This is a genomic window from Chromobacterium sphagni, assembly GCF_001855575.1.
Lineage (GTDB): Bacteria > Pseudomonadota > Gammaproteobacteria > Burkholderiales > Chromobacteriaceae > Chromobacterium > Chromobacterium sphagni.
This window is the reverse complement of the sequence record NZ_MKCS01000001.1, coordinates 558,654-575,350: the sequence shown is the minus strand read 5'-3', so window position 1 is coordinate 575,350 and position 16,697 is coordinate 558,654. Positions and strand designations below refer to the sequence as shown.

Annotated in this window: 18 protein-coding genes and 1 pseudogene; 5 read left to right on the top strand and 14 right to left on the bottom strand. The window is 58.1% G+C overall.

Going from position 1 to position 16,697, the window contains the following annotated elements; all coding sequences use genetic code 11:
- Positions 1–158 precede the first annotated feature (158 nt).
- Positions 159–320: pseudogene (locus tag BI347_RS24495) on the bottom strand (IS481 family transposase); the annotation flags it as partial.
- Positions 283–708 (bottom strand): FAD-dependent oxidoreductase, encoded by a 426-nt coding sequence (locus tag BI347_RS24935; RefSeq protein ID WP_071115251.1) that lies wholly within the window; start codon positions 706–708, stop codon positions 283–285. The pseudogene BI347_RS24495 and the gene BI347_RS24935, both read right to left, overlap by 38 nt.
- A gap of 270 nt (positions 709–978) precedes the next feature.
- Here BI347_RS24935 and BI347_RS02800 point away from each other — a divergent pair, with 270 nt between their 5' ends.
- The 5 genes from BI347_RS02800 to BI347_RS02785 all read left to right on the top strand — a co-directional run bounded on the left by BI347_RS02800 (position 979) and on the right by BI347_RS02785 (position 5,158).
- The gene (locus BI347_RS02800; RefSeq protein WP_071112031.1) at positions 979–1,677 is read left to right on the top strand and encodes a VIT1/CCC1 transporter family protein; all 699 of its coding nucleotides are present in this window, start codon (positions 979–981) and stop codon (positions 1,675–1,677) included.
- A gap of 194 nt (positions 1,678–1,871) precedes the next feature.
- Positions 1,872–2,498, top strand: a complete 627-nt coding sequence (locus tag BI347_RS02795; protein ID WP_071111325.1) for a LolA-like protein — start codon at positions 1,872–1,874, stop codon at positions 2,496–2,498.
- Between the two features lie 15 nt (positions 2,499–2,513).
- Positions 2,514–3,005, top strand: a complete 492-nt coding sequence (locus BI347_RS02790) for an SRPBCC family protein (RefSeq protein WP_071115250.1) — start codon at positions 2,514–2,516, stop codon at positions 3,003–3,005.
- A gap of 703 nt (positions 3,006–3,708) precedes the next feature.
- Positions 3,709–4,491 (top strand): GNAT family N-acetyltransferase, encoded by a 783-nt coding sequence (locus BI347_RS22450; protein WP_083338653.1) that lies wholly within the window; start codon positions 3,709–3,711, stop codon positions 4,489–4,491.
- A 115-nt stretch (positions 4,492–4,606) separates the two neighbouring features.
- Positions 4,607–5,158 (top strand): GNAT family N-acetyltransferase, encoded by a 552-nt coding sequence (locus BI347_RS02785; RefSeq protein ID WP_071115249.1) that lies wholly within the window; start codon positions 4,607–4,609, stop codon positions 5,156–5,158.
- A gap of 360 nt (positions 5,159–5,518) precedes the next feature.
- On the opposite strand, the gene glmS is transcribed toward BI347_RS02785, so the two are convergent.
- From glmS to BI347_RS02725, 12 genes are all read right to left on the bottom strand, one after another.
- Complete coding sequence (gene glmS, locus BI347_RS02780) at positions 5,519–7,348, bottom strand: glutamine--fructose-6-phosphate transaminase (isomerizing) (RefSeq protein WP_071115248.1); 1,830 nt, start codon at positions 7,346–7,348, stop codon at positions 5,519–5,521.
- Positions 7,348–8,139 (bottom strand): DeoR/GlpR family DNA-binding transcription regulator, encoded by a 792-nt coding sequence (locus tag BI347_RS02775; RefSeq protein ID WP_071112033.1) that lies wholly within the window; start codon positions 8,137–8,139, stop codon positions 7,348–7,350. Before BI347_RS02775 ends, glmS begins: the two co-directional genes overlap by 1 nt.
- Before the next feature lie 168 nt (positions 8,140–8,307).
- Positions 8,308–9,672: a bifunctional UDP-N-acetylglucosamine diphosphorylase/glucosamine-1-phosphate N-acetyltransferase GlmU gene (gene glmU / locus BI347_RS02770; protein WP_071116322.1), complete on the bottom strand. Its 1,365-nt coding sequence runs from the start codon at positions 9,670–9,672 to the stop codon at positions 8,308–8,310.
- A gap of 84 nt (positions 9,673–9,756) precedes the next feature.
- The gene (locus BI347_RS02765; RefSeq protein ID WP_071111328.1) at positions 9,757–10,179 is read right to left on the bottom strand and encodes a F0F1 ATP synthase subunit epsilon; all 423 of its coding nucleotides are present in this window, start codon (positions 10,177–10,179) and stop codon (positions 9,757–9,759) included.
- Between the two features lie 11 nt (positions 10,180–10,190).
- Positions 10,191–11,588, bottom strand: a complete 1,398-nt coding sequence (gene atpD, locus BI347_RS02760) for a F0F1 ATP synthase subunit beta (protein WP_071111329.1) — start codon at positions 11,586–11,588, stop codon at positions 10,191–10,193.
- Positions 11,589–11,630: 42 nt separating this feature from the next.
- Positions 11,631–12,497, bottom strand: coding sequence for a F0F1 ATP synthase subunit gamma (gene atpG, locus BI347_RS02755; RefSeq protein ID WP_071111330.1), 867 nt, complete (start codon positions 12,495–12,497; stop codon positions 11,631–11,633).
- A gap of 39 nt (positions 12,498–12,536) precedes the next feature.
- Positions 12,537–14,081: a F0F1 ATP synthase subunit alpha gene (gene atpA / locus BI347_RS02750; RefSeq protein WP_071115247.1), complete on the bottom strand. Its 1,545-nt coding sequence runs from the start codon at positions 14,079–14,081 to the stop codon at positions 12,537–12,539.
- Positions 14,082–14,089: 8 nt separating this feature from the next.
- Positions 14,090–14,626 (bottom strand): F0F1 ATP synthase subunit delta, encoded by a 537-nt coding sequence (locus BI347_RS02745; RefSeq protein WP_071111332.1) that lies wholly within the window; start codon positions 14,624–14,626, stop codon positions 14,090–14,092.
- A 7-nt stretch (positions 14,627–14,633) separates the two neighbouring features.
- A complete protein-coding gene (locus tag BI347_RS02740) occupies positions 14,634–15,104 on the bottom strand; it encodes a F0F1 ATP synthase subunit B (RefSeq protein ID WP_071111333.1) in 471 nt (156 codons plus the stop codon).
- Between the two features lie 59 nt (positions 15,105–15,163).
- Entirely contained in the window at positions 15,164–15,451 is a 288-nt protein-coding gene (atpE, locus tag BI347_RS02735) for a F0F1 ATP synthase subunit C (RefSeq protein ID WP_043581017.1), read from the bottom strand.
- 65 nt (positions 15,452–15,516) lie between these two features.
- Positions 15,517–16,329 (bottom strand): F0F1 ATP synthase subunit A, encoded by an 813-nt coding sequence (atpB, locus tag BI347_RS02730; protein WP_071111334.1) that lies wholly within the window; start codon positions 16,327–16,329, stop codon positions 15,517–15,519.
- Positions 16,330–16,339: 10 nt separating this feature from the next.
- The gene (locus tag BI347_RS02725) at positions 16,340–16,678 is read right to left on the bottom strand and encodes an ATP synthase subunit I (protein ID WP_239690808.1); all 339 of its coding nucleotides are present in this window, start codon (positions 16,676–16,678) and stop codon (positions 16,340–16,342) included.
- Positions 16,679–16,697: the final 19 nt, after the last annotated feature.

Genomic DNA, 16,697 nt, shown 5'->3' with positions numbered 1-16,697 from the left:
TAGACAAATCTGAGCCGTATGCTGCGGTCTGTTCAAAGACTTTGGATCGACTGCAACGCAACGACCATTTCTCGGCCAAAACAGACGATAAGGTGTTAGCACCTGCAGGTAGGTAAAGGTTATTTATCTTCATATTGACAGTCTGTTCAGTATCCGGCTTATGTGTCCAGTCCCGTACGATTGCTCACGCGTTTTTTGAATAAATCGGGCCGCTGTTTTTGCCAGTCCTTCATGGCCTGAATCGGCGTCCGATGTTGGAGCGCCAGTTGCAGCAGATGCTGGTTATAGAGCAATACATAGCGCTCCAGCGTGTCGGCCAAAATCCGGTCCGCCATGCAGCTTGCGCTTGAGGTCCAATAGCGCGGTACGCAGCCCCTCTGCAATCACCGGATGATAGAAAGGCATCTGCAGTATTTCATCCACTGTCATCCATTGTTGTGCCACCCAGGCCAGCAGATGACCTAGATGTTCGGCCGCCACGCCATCCACGCGGACTCCAAATGCTACAGCCTGCCGCGCATGGTGGGCCGCCTCCGCCGCGGCGATCAGCAATTTGCTTGGCATGCAGCCAAGCCTGGCACAAGTCGTGCAATATGCGCCCCCCTCGATCAGCAGCACGGAATCGGTATGCGCCCGGGCCGCCCGATAGGCCGCCATCCCGGCAGTGCCGGCTCCGATGATGGCCACATCAACATGGATTGGGGTCATGGTTTAGCGCTCCAGATCATGAACGATTGGATCCGGCGGCAAACCCAGGCTGACTGCCGCTCACGCCACATTCGGCTCTGCCATCAGATATCCAGCCGGGAGAATTGCGTCTGTTCGCCAGCACACAAACCTAGCCGAAACGGCGCATTGGAACGCTCGGGCATCAAACACAAGGACGAGTGAGCCAGCACTCGCCTAAAAAATAAGCTGGAGCAGCAGATTTCGCGTAACGCGTTGCAGTCGACAGGCGGGATGTATAGGAGCTTGAGCATGCAGGCAGGCCACCATAGGGAACGGCATCTGTCAGACAGGATAGGCTGGCTGCGCGCCGCGGTGCTTGGCGCAAACGACGGTATTGTCTCCACCGCCAGCCTGATCGTGGGTGTGGCCGCCGCACATGGGAGCCACAACAATATCCTGGTTGCCGGTGCCGCCGGTCTGGTAGCCGGGGCGATGTCGATGGCTACCGGGGAATATGTATCGGTCCACTCGCAGGAAGACACCGAGCAGGCCGCGCTCGAGCTGGAGAAAATGGAGTTGCAGACCAACAATGCGGCAGAGCATAAGGAGCTGGCGGCCATCTATGTACGTCGTGGGCTGGATCCGGCGCTGGCCAGGCAGGTCGCGGAACAATTGATGGCACATGACGCGCTCGGCGCACATGCGCGCGACGAGCTCGGCATTTCGGCTACGCAGCGCCCACGGCCGCTACAGGCCGCGCTGGCCTCGGCCGCCAGTTTTACCGTCGGGGCAATTTTTCCCATCGCGGTGGCGATTTTGTCCAGCGGTACCAGCCTGATTCCTATTGTTTCGGCCGCATCCTTGGTGTTTCTGGCGTTGCTGGGCGCACTGGCGGCTTGGACGGGAGGCGCGCCGGTCGCCACCGGCGCCATCCGCGTCACCTTCTGGGGAGCGCTGGCAATGGGCATGACCGCTGGGGTCGGCGCGATGCTTGGCGTCGCCGCATGATCTCACCAGCCACCTCCCCATAACTGACCGCGCAATATGCGGGCACGTAAACAAGACCTGCTTTTTAAGCCCGTCTGCAAAAGGGAAAATGCCATGTCTAGAACCGCCGTTCCGCAGCCGATAGCCGGCAGGTGCTATTGCCTTCATTCCGACAACGCCATCGCCGGGGGGCTGTCCAAGGCGGTGCCATAGCCATGCTTGCTGCCCTGACGACAGCAGTCTTGCTTGCAACCGGCACGATGGACCCCATCGCCTTTGCCGAGCAGCGCTTCAATCAGGCCGCGTCCTACCGGACTACGGTACATTCTTGGTCCGCTCACGGCGCGCGTAGTGAAATCCGTTACAGCTACCGCAAGCCCGGCTACATCAGAATGGACTTTCTCGAACCGCATCGCGGTGCCACCCTGATCTACAACCCGAACACCCACAAAGTACGCGTCTGGCCGTTTGGAGTCGGCTCGCTTCCCGCGCTGACGCTTTCACCCGCCAATCCATTGCTGCGGGATGGAAGCGGCCACCGGGTGGATCAATCAGATGTCGGGAGCTTGCTGCGCAATATCCGGACCCTGCAGCGCGGAGGAGAGATCATGACACTGGGGGAGGAAACCCTGGGTCGCCGGCCAGCCTTACACTTGGCCATAAAGGGCGCTGCCGGAAGCTCCGTGGCTGGGATTCACCGCTATCAGATTTGGCTGGATGCCGGTCTTGGCTTCCCGCTGCGAGTGATCAGCTATGCCGTGGGAGACGAGCCTCTGGAAACCGTGCAAATGGACGATATGGAAGTCAACGCGTCTTTTCCCAATCATTTCTTCGACCCCTGAGCGCCAGGAAGCCAGATGGCAGAGTATCGATTTTCCACCACATGGCGGATCCACGCGCCGCTACCTGCGGTCTGGGATGCGATATTTCATGCCGATGTTTGGCCGACCTGGTGGAAAAGCGCAATACGGGTTGTCGAAATCGAAAGGGGCGGTGTGCGCGGAGTAGGAGCTCTGCACCGCTATACCTGGAAAGGAGCCTTGCCATACCAGCTGACTTTCGATATGCGGGTGATTCGCATCGAACCCTTGCGTATCTTGGAGGGGCAGGCCAGCGGCGCGGTGGAGGGAAAGGGAGTATGGAGTTTTTCCAACCACGAAGGCTGTACCATCGTAAGGTACAACTGGCATATCCATACCACTACTTGGTGGATGAATTTGCTAGCACCACTGGCTTGCCGGCTGTTTCGCTGGAACCACGACGTGGTCATGCGGGAAGGCGCCAGGGGGCTGGCGCAGCGGCTGGGCGCAAACGTTAAAATGGATGGCCGGACGTTCTCTCCGAATTAGCGCTCCAGCCCTGGCGGCGATGCCGCTCGCGGCGCGAAAGCGATCTGCTCTTCGCTGAACTTCGATTTCTTCATGACAGACCTCCTGCCCGGATGGGCTTAAATTTGCCAGAAATCTCTACTTTTCGCCGCTACGTTTTTGCGGGAGGAGGTCATCCGTACCATGCTGCGGTTCACACGCAAGAAGCAGGACACAACTGCAGCCGATCGTTTTATGGGAAATTCTGGGAAACCAATAATTATGGGTTTCCCAGAATTTTCTATAAAGCAGCACCAAGCATGAGTGGCCTCTGCTAGCGATTGATCAACGACACAACTCCCCGCGTCTCCCAAACACAAATCTCCCCGCGCAAGGAGGATGCCCAAAGAGGGCTGGCGACTGGTTCTCGGCCGAAGCGGTCGATGAACGGTTCAAAAACAAATGTCCGGTTCTGTGTACAGACAGGGCATTGCCGTTTTCATAGGACAGGATTGCATACTTGGGACGAGGTTCAATGAGGCTCACGAGATATCTAGCGAAGCGGGGGGCGGTTCAGGCTAATGAACTAATATTCATAAAAAATGTCTTACCTCACTACCATTAAAATAGATAGCTACGAATAGAGTCTATGGTTTTACAAAATTCTCACATGAAATAAACTGAGACAACCAATCAAATAATCAATTAAATTGCCCATGCATTGCAATCAAAAACGAGTTGAAATATGAATGCTGCATTAATAAACTCATACCGCCAAGCCGAAGATTATTTTTTCAGAGGCATCTCATCCAAATGCTTGGATCTAGATTATGGAGCCAATGCTTATATGACAGGCGGTGCTGGGCTAAATCTTATTTACATTGCAAGAGTCACGAACGGTATTGATAAGATTTTAATCAAAGGAAAGCAGTTTTACGATCAAGATAATCTTTCTTTTGACGTTATCATCCCGCAAGAGTGGTGTGACTCTCAAGTGGTGAGTATTTTAAACTCCATGGATTATGAACAGCAAGAAAAATCCGTTTCTATGATTATGAATCTGGATAGATTTACAATTGATAGAACTTCCAGCTTTGATTCAGAAACTGTGATCAAGGCGAATGATGATAAATTAAGCGATTGGATTGTGCCATTGGCAGGTGCATTTAAGTCTACTTTTGAAACTTGTTCGATCTATGCAAACAGACATGAAATCGCTTTAAAAAATAATGTCAATCTTTCTCATTACAGCTTGTACAAACAAGGAACGCCAATTGCATCCATTACTGTTTCACTTAATAATGGTATTGCGAGGGTGGACGATGTAGGAACATTGCCTGAGTTTCAAGGAAAAGGGTATGCAACTCATCTTGTGCATTATGCGCTATCCAAGGCAAAAACATTAGGCGCAAAATATTCATTTTTAGAATCATCCGGTCATGGGATTGGGGTCTATGAAAAGTTGGGATTTGAGCCTCTTTTTAAAAATAATATTTATTCAAAGGGAAATGAGTTACACGGGAATTAGATGTTGCATCCCAGACGATTATATAAGCAAATGCATCTGGAATGCCTAACCAGGGCCGAGATAGTTGGATACCTACCCAACAACAACCACCTACTAACGCAATCAAGGAATTCAAATGCTTTCATTTGAGTCAGTTTCTAGCCAACATCTCACCATGCTCATGAACTGGCTTGATAGCCCTCACGTCCAAGAATTTTGGGATAACAGTCTGGAGCATCGAGAGGACATCAACATATTCGCCAACGGACGAAAAGTTGAATCCACATATTTCGAGGGGATATTCAGCTATTGGATCGGGAAGTATGAAGATATTCCTTTTTGTCTTTTGATGACATCCCCAATCTCGGAGGGAGATGACATTCCCTCCATCTGGATGGAATTTTTATCAAAAACAGAAAAAAATTTTAGTATCGATTTTTGCATAGGAAACATGTCTTTCCTTGGAAAAGGTTTAGCAGCCAATGCATTGAATAACTTCATTACTTTCTTCAATTCTAAAATAGAACCAAAGGCTCGTGTTTTCCTTATTGACCCAGACGAAAAAAATCCTAGAGCAAAACGCGTTTACATGAAGGCAGGATTCAAGCAGGTAGGTAGCTTCAAAATGCCTTCCGGATATTTCTCAGGGCAGAGCACAAGCCTAATGGTAAAAGTTATAGAGCATTAATGTTGGCACAAAAATTTATAGCATTGCCCCTCCCGTATATCTGAATCGCCCCTACTTCGCTAGATATCTCGAAACCCATCTAGGCAATCCAGTTCTAGGAAATACCGCAATGTCCGATCTGTACAAACCGGACATCCGTTTTTGGACCGCTTATCGACCGCTTCGGCCGACGAGCAGCCCCTTCGACCCTTACCCTTGCTCATCCCCAAACCCAACAATCTCAAACGAAAAGAGGCCCTTCCGGGCCTCTTTGCTGAGTACTACTGGCAACAAGCTGATCATGTCATAGTCGTGACAGACTTCATTACCTCGTGACAGACTTTATTCTTTCTGATCACTAGTCAGCTCTGCCGTATCCCCTTATTCTACGGTTACCGACTTAGCCAGATTGCGCGGCTTGTCGACGTCGGTGCCGCGCGACAAGGCCACGTGGTAGGCCAGCATCTGCACCGGGATAGTGTGGACGATGGGGCTGAGCACACCGACATGGCGCGGGGTGCGGATCACATGCACACCGTCGGACTCGTGGAAGTGGCTGTCGGCGTCGGCGAACACGAACAGCTCGCCGCCACGAGCGCGCACTTCCTGCATGTTCGACTTCACTTTCTCCAGCAGCGCGTCGTTGGGGGCGATCACCACCACCGGCATGTCCTCGTCCACCAATGCCAGCGGGCCATGCTTCAGCTCGCCCGCCGGGTAGGCCTCGGCATGGATATAGGAGATCTCCTTCAGCTTCAGCGCGCCTTCCAGCGCGATCGGGTAATGCAGGCCCCGGCCGAGGAACAGCGCGTTGTCCTTAACGGCGAAGCGTTCCGACCAGGCCTTGATCTGTGGCTCCAGATTGAGCGCGTGTTGCACGCTGCCCGGCAGGTGGCGCAAGTCGTCCAGGTATTGCGCCTCATCGGCGGCGGATACCTTGCCGCGCACCTTGCCCAGCGTCACCGCCAGCGCGAACAGGCCTACCAATTGGGTGGTGAAAGCCTTGGTGGAGGCCACGCCGATCTCGGCGCCGGCTCGGGTGTAGAACACCAGGTCGCTGGCGCGTGGGATCGCGGATTCGCGCACGTTGCAGATGGACAAGGCGTAGGCGTGGCCCAGCTCGCGCGCGTATTTCAGCGCCTCCATGGTGTCCAGCGTCTCGCCCGATTGCGAGATGGTCACCACCAGGTGCTTGGGATTGGCGAAGGCGGCGCGGTAGCGGTATTCGCTGGCGATCTCCACGTCGCAGGCGATGCCGGCGATGCTCTCTATCCAGTACTTGGCAGTCAGACCGGCGTAGTAGCTGGTGCCACAGGCGAGGATTTTCACGCCCTCCAGTTGCGGCAGAATTTCGGCCGCGGCCTCGCCGAACAGCGCGGCGTTGAAACCCGCGTCCTGCACCGCCTCGATGGTGTCGGACAAGGCCTTCGGCTGCTCGTGGATTTCCTTCTGCATGAAGTGGCTGTACGGGCCCAGTTCCAGGGATGCCAGCGACACGTCGGACAAATGCACCGGGCGCGCCGCCGGTTGATCATCCTTGTCTATCAGTTTGACGCCGTCCCGGGTCAGCAGGCCGATATCGCCCTCTTCCAGGAAAATCACCCGGCGGGTGGCGGACAGGATGGCGGAGACGTCGGAGGCGATGAAGTTTTCGCCATCGCCCAGACCCACCAGCAGCGGGCAACCCATGCGGGCGCATACCAGTTCGTCGGGGCGGTCCAACGCGATCACGCCGATGGCGTAAGCGCCGGTCAGCTCGCGGGTGGCTTGTTTCACCGCGTCGAACAAGCTGCCACCGGCCTGGTAGTAGTGATGCACCAGGTGGGCGATCACTTCGGTGTCGGTCTGCGATTCGAAGGCGTAGCCCAGGCCCTTCAGGCGCTGGCGCTGTTCTTCATGGTTTTCGATGATGCCGTTGTGCACCACCGCGATCTTGTCGAAAGACACATGCGGGTGGGCGTTGGGTTCGGTTACGCCGCCGTGGGTGGCCCAGCGGGTATGGCCGATGCCCAGCAGGCCGTGCAGGTTTTCCTCCGCCGCCGCGCCCTCCATCTCCGCCACGCGGCCTACGCGGCGCACCCGGCGAATCTCGTCGCCGGCCAATACGGCCACGCCGGCCGAATCGTAACCCCGGTATTCCAGCCGCTTCAGGCCTTCCACCAGCACCGGAACCACATCACACGCCGCGATGGCGCCAACTATGCCGCACATTACTTTCTCCTTGAACTATCGACTGGCGAGGACGCGCAGATCAGCGTGACGCCCTTCGCTTGAATGCTTTCCCTGGCCGCCACCGCCAAGCCATCGTCGGTGACCAGGGTATGGATCTTGTCCCAAGGCAACTCCAGATTGGGAATGCGGCGGCCTATCTTGTCCGACTCCACCATCACGATCACCTCGCGCGCCACTTCCGCCATCACCCGCGACAGGCCCACCAGTTCGTTGAAGGTGGTGGTGCCGCGCGCCAAGTCTATGCCGTCGGCGCCGATGAACAGTTGGTCGAAATCGTAGGAACGCAGCACCTGCTCCGCCACCTGGCCCTGGAACGATTCAGAGTGCGGGTCCCAGGTTCCCCCGGTCATCAGCAGCGTCGGTTCGTTTTCCAGTTCACGCAATTGGCCAGCCACGTTCAGCGAATTGGTCATCACCACCAGGCCACGCTTGTTGCCCAGCAAGGGGATCATCGCGCTGGTGGTGGTGCCGCTGTCTATGATCACGCGATTGTGGTCGCGGATGCGCTCGGCCGCGGCGCGGGCGATCGTCATCTTTCGTTTTGAAACCTGTTCCGCATCCGCCTCCGCCATCATCTCGCTGGGCAGCGACACCGCGCCGCCGTAGCGCCGCAGCAGCAGCCCACCGGTCTCCAGCAGCGCCAGGTCCTTGCGTATGGTCACTTCCGAGGTGGAGAAACGCCTGGTCAGCTCGTCCACGCTGACTTCGCCGTACTCCTGCACCAGGGTGGCGATGGCATGGCGGCGTTGCTGGGTGTTTCGCTTTGTCATGAAAAGTTTCGTTTCGAAAGTTTCGTAATGATAGCAGCGCAAGTTTCAGCATGGCAAGCCCCTTACCCCTCAATGCGAAAACGGCGTCCGGCTCTCCCCATTTTCCGGGGAGAACCGGACGCCGTTCGCGGTCCTGCCAGCCCCGCCTGCGCGGCGGGTCAAACTGAATCAGCTTTTCTTTTGCGGACGCTGCCAGCCCGGCACAGTCATCTGCCGCGCGCGCGCCACCGTCAGTTGTCCCGCCGGCGCGGTCTTGTTGATCACCGAACCAGCGGCGATGGTTGCGCCATCCTCCAGCGTCACCGGCGCCACCATCAACGTACCGGAGCCGACGAAAACATTGTCGCCTATCACGGTCTTGAACTTGTTGACGCCATCGTAGTTGCAAGTGACCGAACCAGCTCCGACATTGACCTTACTGCCGATCTCGGCGTCGCCGATATAGCTCAGGTGATTGACCTTGGAGCCCTCGCCCACTGTGCTCTTCTTCACTTCGACGAAGTTGCCGATGTGGACATGGTCGGCCAGCTCCGCGCCCGGGCGCAGGCGGGCGTACGGACCGATTCGGCAATCCGCGCCGACCACGGCGTCTTCCAGATGCGAGAACGGCGCGATTTTGCTGCCGGCGGCGATGCTCACGTTCTTGAGCACGCAATTGGCGCCGATTTCGACATTGTCGCCCAGCTCCACCAGGCCTTCGAACACGCAGTTGACGTCGATGGCCACGTCCATGCCGTGCCTGAGCGTGCCGCGGATGTCGATGCGCGCCGGGTCGGCCAGCGTCACCCCGGCTTCCAACAGCGCGCGCGCCTGGTTCTGCTGCAGAATGCGCTCCAGCTCGGCCAGTTGCAGCTTGTTGTTGACGCCGGCGGCCTCCCACGAGGCCGCGACGCTGGCGCTTTCCACCGCCACGCCATCTTTCACCGCCAGCTCCAGCACGTCGGTGAGGTAATACTCGCCCTGGGCATTGCCGTTTTTCAGGGCGTTCAGCCAGCCGGCCAACTGCGCATTGGGCAGTGCCATCATGCCGGTGTTGATTTCGCGGATCGCCAGCTGTTCGGCCGTGCAATCCTTGTGTTCGACGATGGCCTTCAACTTGCCGTCGACGCCGCGCACCATGCGGCCGTAACCGCTGGCGTCGGCGAGCACGTCGGTCAGCACCGCCATGCCGTCGCCGGCCGCCTCCACCAGATGCCGCAAGGTGGCGGACAGCGTCAGCGGCACGTCGCCATACAGCACAAGGGTCTTGCCGCTGGCCGGCAGATGCGGCAGCGCCATTTTCAGCGCATGGCCGGTGCCCAGTTGTTCGGCCTGCTCGGCCCAGACGATGTCGGCGTCCTGAATCCGGCCGCGCACCTGTTCACCACCGTGGCCGTACACCACCACCAGACGGGAGGGATTGAGACTGCGCGCGGTGCGGATCACCCGCGCCAGCATCGGCTCTCCGGCTATCGGGTGCAACACTTTCGGCATAGAGGAATACATGCGCTTGCCTTTGCCGGCGGCAAGAATAACGATACTCAGACTATCCATGATGATTTTTTGCTTGGGCCAAAAACGGAAAAAGGCTGCCACTTGCGTGGCAGCCTGCACTATACACGATTACGTCTCGCGCATTCAGTGAGCGCGCTTCTTGAGGTAGTCCAGCGTCTTGAGCTCGGCAATGGCCAGCGCCAATGCAACGTGGGCCTTGGCCGTGCTCATGTCGTCGGTCGCGTGCTTGAGGGCATCCTCGGCAGCGCGTTTCGCCTCATTGGCGCGGGCCTCATCGAGATCCTCGCCGCGAATCGCCGTATCGGCGAGTACGGTGATCAGCGTCGGTTGCACTTCCATCATGCCACCGGACACCGCCACCAGTACTTCTTCCTTGCTGTCCGGCACCCGAAGGCGCAGCACACCAGGCTTGATACGGGTCAGGAGCGGCACGTGTTGCGGATAGATGCCGATCTCACCTTCGGTAGCCGGCGCCACTACAAACTCGGCCTCACCGGAATAGATGAGTTGTTCGGTGCTAACCACTTCCACATGCATCTTGGACATTAGCCCTCTCCTTAGTTAAGCGTCTTGGCTTTCTCGACGGCTTCTTCGATGCCACCAACCATGTAGAACGCTTGTTCCGGCAGGTGGTCGTATTCGCCAGCAATGATCGCCTTGAAGCCCTTGATGGTTTCGCGCAGCGAAACGTATTTGCCCGGAGAACCGGTAAATACTTCGGCCACGTGGAACGGCTGGGACAAGAAGCGCTGGATCTTACGGGCGCGAGCCACGACCAGCTTGTCTTCCTCGGACAGTTCGTCCATGCCCAGAATCGCGATGATGTCGCGCAGTTCCTTGTAGCGCTGCAGCGTGGACTGCACGCCGCGGGCTACCGAGTAGTGCTCGTCGCCTACCACCAGCGGGTCCAGCTGGCGCGAGGTGGAGTCGAGCGGATCGACCGCCGGGTAGATACCCAGCGAGGCGATGTCGCGCGACAGTACCACGGTTGCGTCCAAGTGGGCGAAGGTGGTGGCCGGGGACGGGTCGGTCAAGTCATCCGCAGGCACGTATACGGCCTGGATGGAGGTGATGGAACCATCCTTGGTCGAAGTGATACGCTCTTGCAGACGGCCCATTTCCTCGGCCAGGGTCGGCTGGTAACCCACCGCGGACGGCATACGGCCCAGCAGGGCGGACACTTCGGTACCGGCCAGGGTGTAACGGTAGATGTTGTCGACGAACAGCAGCACGTCGCGACCCTTGCCGTTTTCATCCTTCTCGTCGCGGAAGTGCTCGGCCATGGTCAAGCCGGTCAACGCCACGCGCAGACGGTTGCCCGGCGGCTCGTTCATCTGGCCGTAAACCATCGCCACCTTGTCCAGCACGTTGGAGTCCTTCATCTCGTGGTAGAAGTCGTTGCCTTCACGAGTGCGCTCACCAACGCCGGCGAACACGGACAGACCCGAGTGCGCCTTGGCGATGTTGTTGATCAGTTCCATCATGTTCACGGTCTTGCCCACGCCGGCGCCGCCGAACAGACCAACCTTGCCGCCCTTGGCGAACGGGCACAGCAGGTCGATCACCTTGATGCCGGTTTCCAGCAGGTCGGTGGCGGGGGACAGCTCGTCGAACTTCGGAGCAGTCTGGTGAATGGCGCGACGCTTGTCGGTAGCCACCGGACCAGCTTCGTCCACCGGGTTACCCAATACGTCCATGATGCGGCCGAGAGTGGCGGTGCCAACCGGCACCGAAATCGGTGCACCGGAATTGGCAACCTGCATGCCACGCTTCAGACCGTCGGAGCTACCCATAGCAATGGTGCGGACCACGCCGTCGCCCAGCTGTTGCTGAACTTCAAGCGTCAGATCGACGTCAACCAGCTTCAGGGCATCATAAATCTTCGGCATGGCATCGCGCGGAAACTCCACGTCGATTACCGCGCCAATGATTTGTACGATTTTGCCTTGGCTCATTATCGCTTCCTAAACAATAAACTTTTACAGTCCGTGAACGGCTTACACCGCTGCGGCACCTGCCACGATTTCCGACAACTCGGTGGTAATCGCGGCCTGACGCGCCTTGTTGTAAACCAGGCGCAGCTGCTTGATGGTGTTGCCCGCGTTGTCGGTGGCGGATTTCATCGCCACCATACGGGCGGCTTGCTCAGAGGCCATGTTTTCGGCCAGAGCCTGATACACCACCGACTCCAGATAACGCCGCACCAGGAATTCCATCAGCGTCGGCGCATCCGGCTCGTACAGGTAATCCCACGAGTGCGAATGCTCCACCACCATATGATGCGGGGTCAGCGGAAGCAGTTGTTCGAGTGCCGGCTCCTGCTTCATGGTGTTCACGAAGCCGGAGTAGACGATGTAGACCGCATCCAGTTCGCCTTCAGCGTACTGCTTGAACAGAACTGTAAGCGGGCCAATCAGTTTTTCCATCTTCGGCACGTCGCCGAGATGGACCGCGCTAGCCACCACGTTGAGACGGGCGCGCTGAGCAGCCGCCAGGCCTTTCTGGCCCAGGCAGCAAACGTCGATTTCGACGTTCTGATCCTTAAGTTCCTTGACCTTGGCAAAGAAGCGCTTGAACGTGTTCACGTTCAAACCGCCGCAAAGACCCTTGTCGGAAGAAACCAGGATGATGCCGGCGCGCTTGACCACGTCACGACGGGCAAGCAGCGGGTGACCAAGTTCCGCGTTCGCCTGAGCGAGGTGCGCCATAACCGTGCGCACCTTCTCGGCGTAAGGACGGGCAGCGCGCATACGCTCTTGCGTTTTGCGCATCTTCGAGGTCGACACCATCTGCATAGCGCGGGTGATCTTCTGCGTGTTTTGCACGCTGCGGATCTTGGTGAGAATCTCTTTACCGACTGCCATATCCTGAACCTTTCTCTAGCTACGACGTGAGTCGAAGGCTCAGTTGAAGCTGTAGCCAGCCTTGAACGATTCCATCGCCTTGGCCAGTACCTTCTCGTTGTCGGCAGACAGATCGCCGGAAGCGTTAATCGCCTTCAGCACGTCAGCGTGGTTCGCGCGCACGTTGGCGAGGAACTCAGCTTCAAACGCCAGAGCCTTCTTCACCGGTACGTCTTCGTACGAACCCTTGTTCACCGCCCACAACGTCAGCGCCATTTCGGCGGTAGACAGGGTGGAGAACTGCTTCTGTTTCATCAGCTCGGTCACGACTTCACCGTGCGACAGCTGCTTGCGGGTCGCTTCGTCCAGATCGGAAGCGAATTGCGCAAACGCGGCCAGTTCGCGGTACTGGGCCAGGGCCAGACGGATACCGCCGCCCAGCTTCTTGATGACCTTGGTCTGGGCCGCGCCGCCGACGCGGGATACCGAGATACCGGCGTTGATGGCCGGACGGATACCTGCGTTGAAAAGGTCGGATTCCAGGAAGATCTGGCCGTCGGTGATCGAGATCACGTTGGTCGGAACGAAGGCGGATACGTCGCCGGCCTGGGTTTCGATGATAGGCAGAGCGGTCAGCGAACCGGTCTTGCCCTTCACGGCGCCCTTGGTCAGTTTTTCCACCTCGTCCTCGTTGATGCGGGAAGCGCGCTCCAGCAGACGGGAGTGGAGATAGAACACGTCGCCCGGGTAGGCTTCGCGGCCCGGCGGACGGCGCAGCAGCAGCGAAATCTGACGGTACGCAACGGCTTGCTTGGACAAGTCGTCGTATACGATCAGCGCGTCTTCGCCGATGTCGCGGAAGTATTCGCCCATGGTGCAGCCGGAGTACGGCGCGATGAACTGCAGCGCGGCGGCTTCGGAAGCGGTGGCGGCGACGATGATGGTGTGTTCCATCGCGCCGTGCTCTTCCAGCTTGCGCACCACGTTGGCGATCGACGATGCCTTCTGGCCTACGGCTACGTAGATGCAGATGACGCCGTTGCCCTTCTGGTTGACGATGGCGTCGAGAGCCACGGCGGTCTTGCCGGTCTGACGGTCGCCAATGATCAGCTCACGCTGGCCGCGGCCGACCGGAACCATCGAGTCAATGGCCTTCAGGCCGGTCTGCATCGGCTGCGATACCGATTGGCGCGCAATCACGCCCGGCGCGATCTTTTCGATCGGGCTGGACAGCTTGGCGTTGATCGGACCCTTGCCGTCGATGGGCTGACCCAGCGCGTTGACCACGCGGCCGATCAGTTCCGGACCAACCGGCACTTCCAGAATGCGGCCGGTGCACTTGACTTCGTCGCCTTCGGAGATGTGCTCGTACTCGCCCAGCACCACGGCGCCGACAGAGTCGCGCTCCAGGTTCATGGCGAGGCCAAAGGTGTTGCCCGGGAATTCGAGCATTTCGCCCTGCATCACATCGGCCAGGCCGTGGATGCGGACGATACCGTCGGTCACGGAGATAACCGTGCCCTTGGTGCGAACTTCAGCGCCTTCAGCCAGATTCTGGATCTTGGCCTTGATCAGATCGCTGATTTCAGAGGGGTTCAACTGCATGATCTCTCCTAATTCTTGAGGCTTGCTGCCATTGCTTGCAGTTTGCCGCGCACGGAAGCGTCGATGACATCGTCGCCAACCAGCACACGCACCCCGCCAATCAGCGCGGGGTTTTCACGCACGTCAAGACGTACGGTCTTGCCGTACTTCCTGGAAAGCGTGGTGGTCAGTTCGGCTTGTTGTGCATCGGACATGGCAAAAGCGGACTCCACCTGGGCGTCCACTATGTCTTCCGATTGCGCCTTCAGCAGTTCAAACTGCGCGGCGATTTCCGGCAGCAGCGTCAAACGGGCGTTCTCGATCAGCGCGGCGAGGAAGCGTTTCACTTCCTCGTTGCCGCGGTTGCCGAGCACATCCAGCATCAGCGCCTCAACCTCTTGTGCGGTATGTTTCGGATTGGTGACTACCTGCGCCAGATCCGGGTTGTTCACCATGGCAGCCAGCCACGACAGCGCATCCGACCACTGATCGAGGCTACGCTGTTCGGTGGCGAGGCTGTATACCGCTTCGGCGTAGGGCCTTGCGACGGTAATGAGTTCTGCCATGAGTTAATTAAAACTCCGCTTTGATGGAGGCAAGCAGGTCGGCGTGCTTGGCCGCGTCGATTTCCTTGCGCAGGATCTTCTCTGCGCCGGCGACGGCCAGCTCGGCCACCTGCGCGCGCAGGGATTCCTTGGCGCGCAGCACTTCCTGATCGATTTCCGACTTGGCGTCGGCCACGATGCGGGCACCCTCAGTGCGGGCCGCTTCCTTGGCTTCATCCACGATCTGGTTGGCGCGCTTCTCGGCTGCAACCACGATCTCGGTAGCCTGCTGCTTCGCCTTGCGGATTTCGTCCGCTACGCGTTTTTCAGCGGCTTCCAGATCCTGCTTGCCACGTTCCGCAGCGGCCAAGCCATCAGCAATGCGCTTGGCCCGCTCATCCATCATGTTGGTAAGCGGAGGCCAAACAAACTTCATGGTGAACCATACCAGGATGGCGAACGTGATCGCCTGGCCCAGTAGTGTTACGTTAAATTCCACGCTTGTTTTCCTCCAGAGTATGACTACAACAACCGTTTACACGTCCGTTGGAAAACGGATTAGTGGGCAGCCTTGACAACGGCCAGGGCGGCAGCCAGGAACGGGTTGTTGAAGGTGAACAGCATGGCAACACCGACACCAATCATGGAGATCGCGTCAAGCAGACCGGCGATGATGAACAGCTTGGTTTGCAGAACCGGGATCATTTCCGGCTGACGAGCGGAGGACTCGAGGAACTTGCCGCCCAGAATGGCGAAACCGATAGCGGTGCCCAGAGCGCCCAAACCAATGATCAGGGCTGCAGCGATAGCGGTCATCGACTGGATCTGAGAAACGAGTGCTTCCATTGTGTATCTCCTAAGACTTAAAGCAAGGATGGTTGGTAAAAAAGTATGGTCAATCTACGGGTAAATCAGTGCGCTTCCACTGCCAGACTCAGGTACACGATGGTCAGCATCATGAACACGAAGGCCTGCAGGGTGATGATCAGGATGTGGAAGATCGCCCACGGCGCGCCCAGCACCCACTGCAGGCCCCAAGGCAGCAGCGCGATCAGGATGAAGATCAGTTCGCCGGCGTACAGGTTGCCGAACAGACGAAGAGACAGCGAAATCGGCTTGGCGGCCAGTTCGACCAGCTGGAACGCGAAGTTCAGCGGAGCCAGGATCACGGCGCCCACAGGATGGGACGAATGGAACGGCGCGGTCAGCAACTCCTTGCCCCAGCCACCCAGGCCCTTGGCCTTGATCGAGAAGGCGACGATCAGGATCAGCACCGACAGCGACATGGCGAAGGTGGAGTTGACGTCGGCGGACGGCACCACGCGGAAATACACGTGATGCGGCTCCAGGCCGAAGAAGGTGTAGCCGATCCACTGCGCGGCCATCGGGAACAGATCCACCGGGAACAGGTCCATGAAGTTCATCAGGAACACCCAGCAGAAGATGGTCAGCGCCAGGGGGGCGATCATCTTGCTCTTGCCGTGGAACACTTCGCGCACCTGAGTCTGCACCAGTTCGATAATCATCTCCACGAACAGTTGCAGGCGGCCCGGCGCTTCGATGCTGGCGCGGCGCGCCACCATGGCGAACACGCCTACGAACAGGAAGCCAAGCAGCAGGGAGATGGAGAACGTGTCGACGTGCAGGCTCCAGAAGCCGGCCGAGGGATCCGAGTTCCAGAAGGTTAGGTGGTGCTTGATGTAATCAGTTGCGTTGCTTGCCATCGCTCTTTTCTCAATTTTTGATTAGAAGCCCGAAACCGTAGCCGGAGATGGCGGCAAAGAACCCACCGAGAAAGCCGACTACGGACAAATCCTTGAAACCAGCCCAAACCGCGCCACTTAACAGCACGGTCAGGCAAAACTTTACCGCTTCGGCCAGAAAATGCGCCTTGATCAACGCCGCGGGAGGGACATGACGTTTGGCATAGGCGATCCTGGCGTACACCAGGGCCGGCACTAGCACCACCACTCCGCCCAGCAGGGTGGACACCACCACTACCAGGCTTCCGGCGCCGACAAGCAGTGAAATCAGCACCGCCAGCCCGACCAGGCTGGCCTGCAGGCGCAGCACGCGCCTCACTTCCGGATTT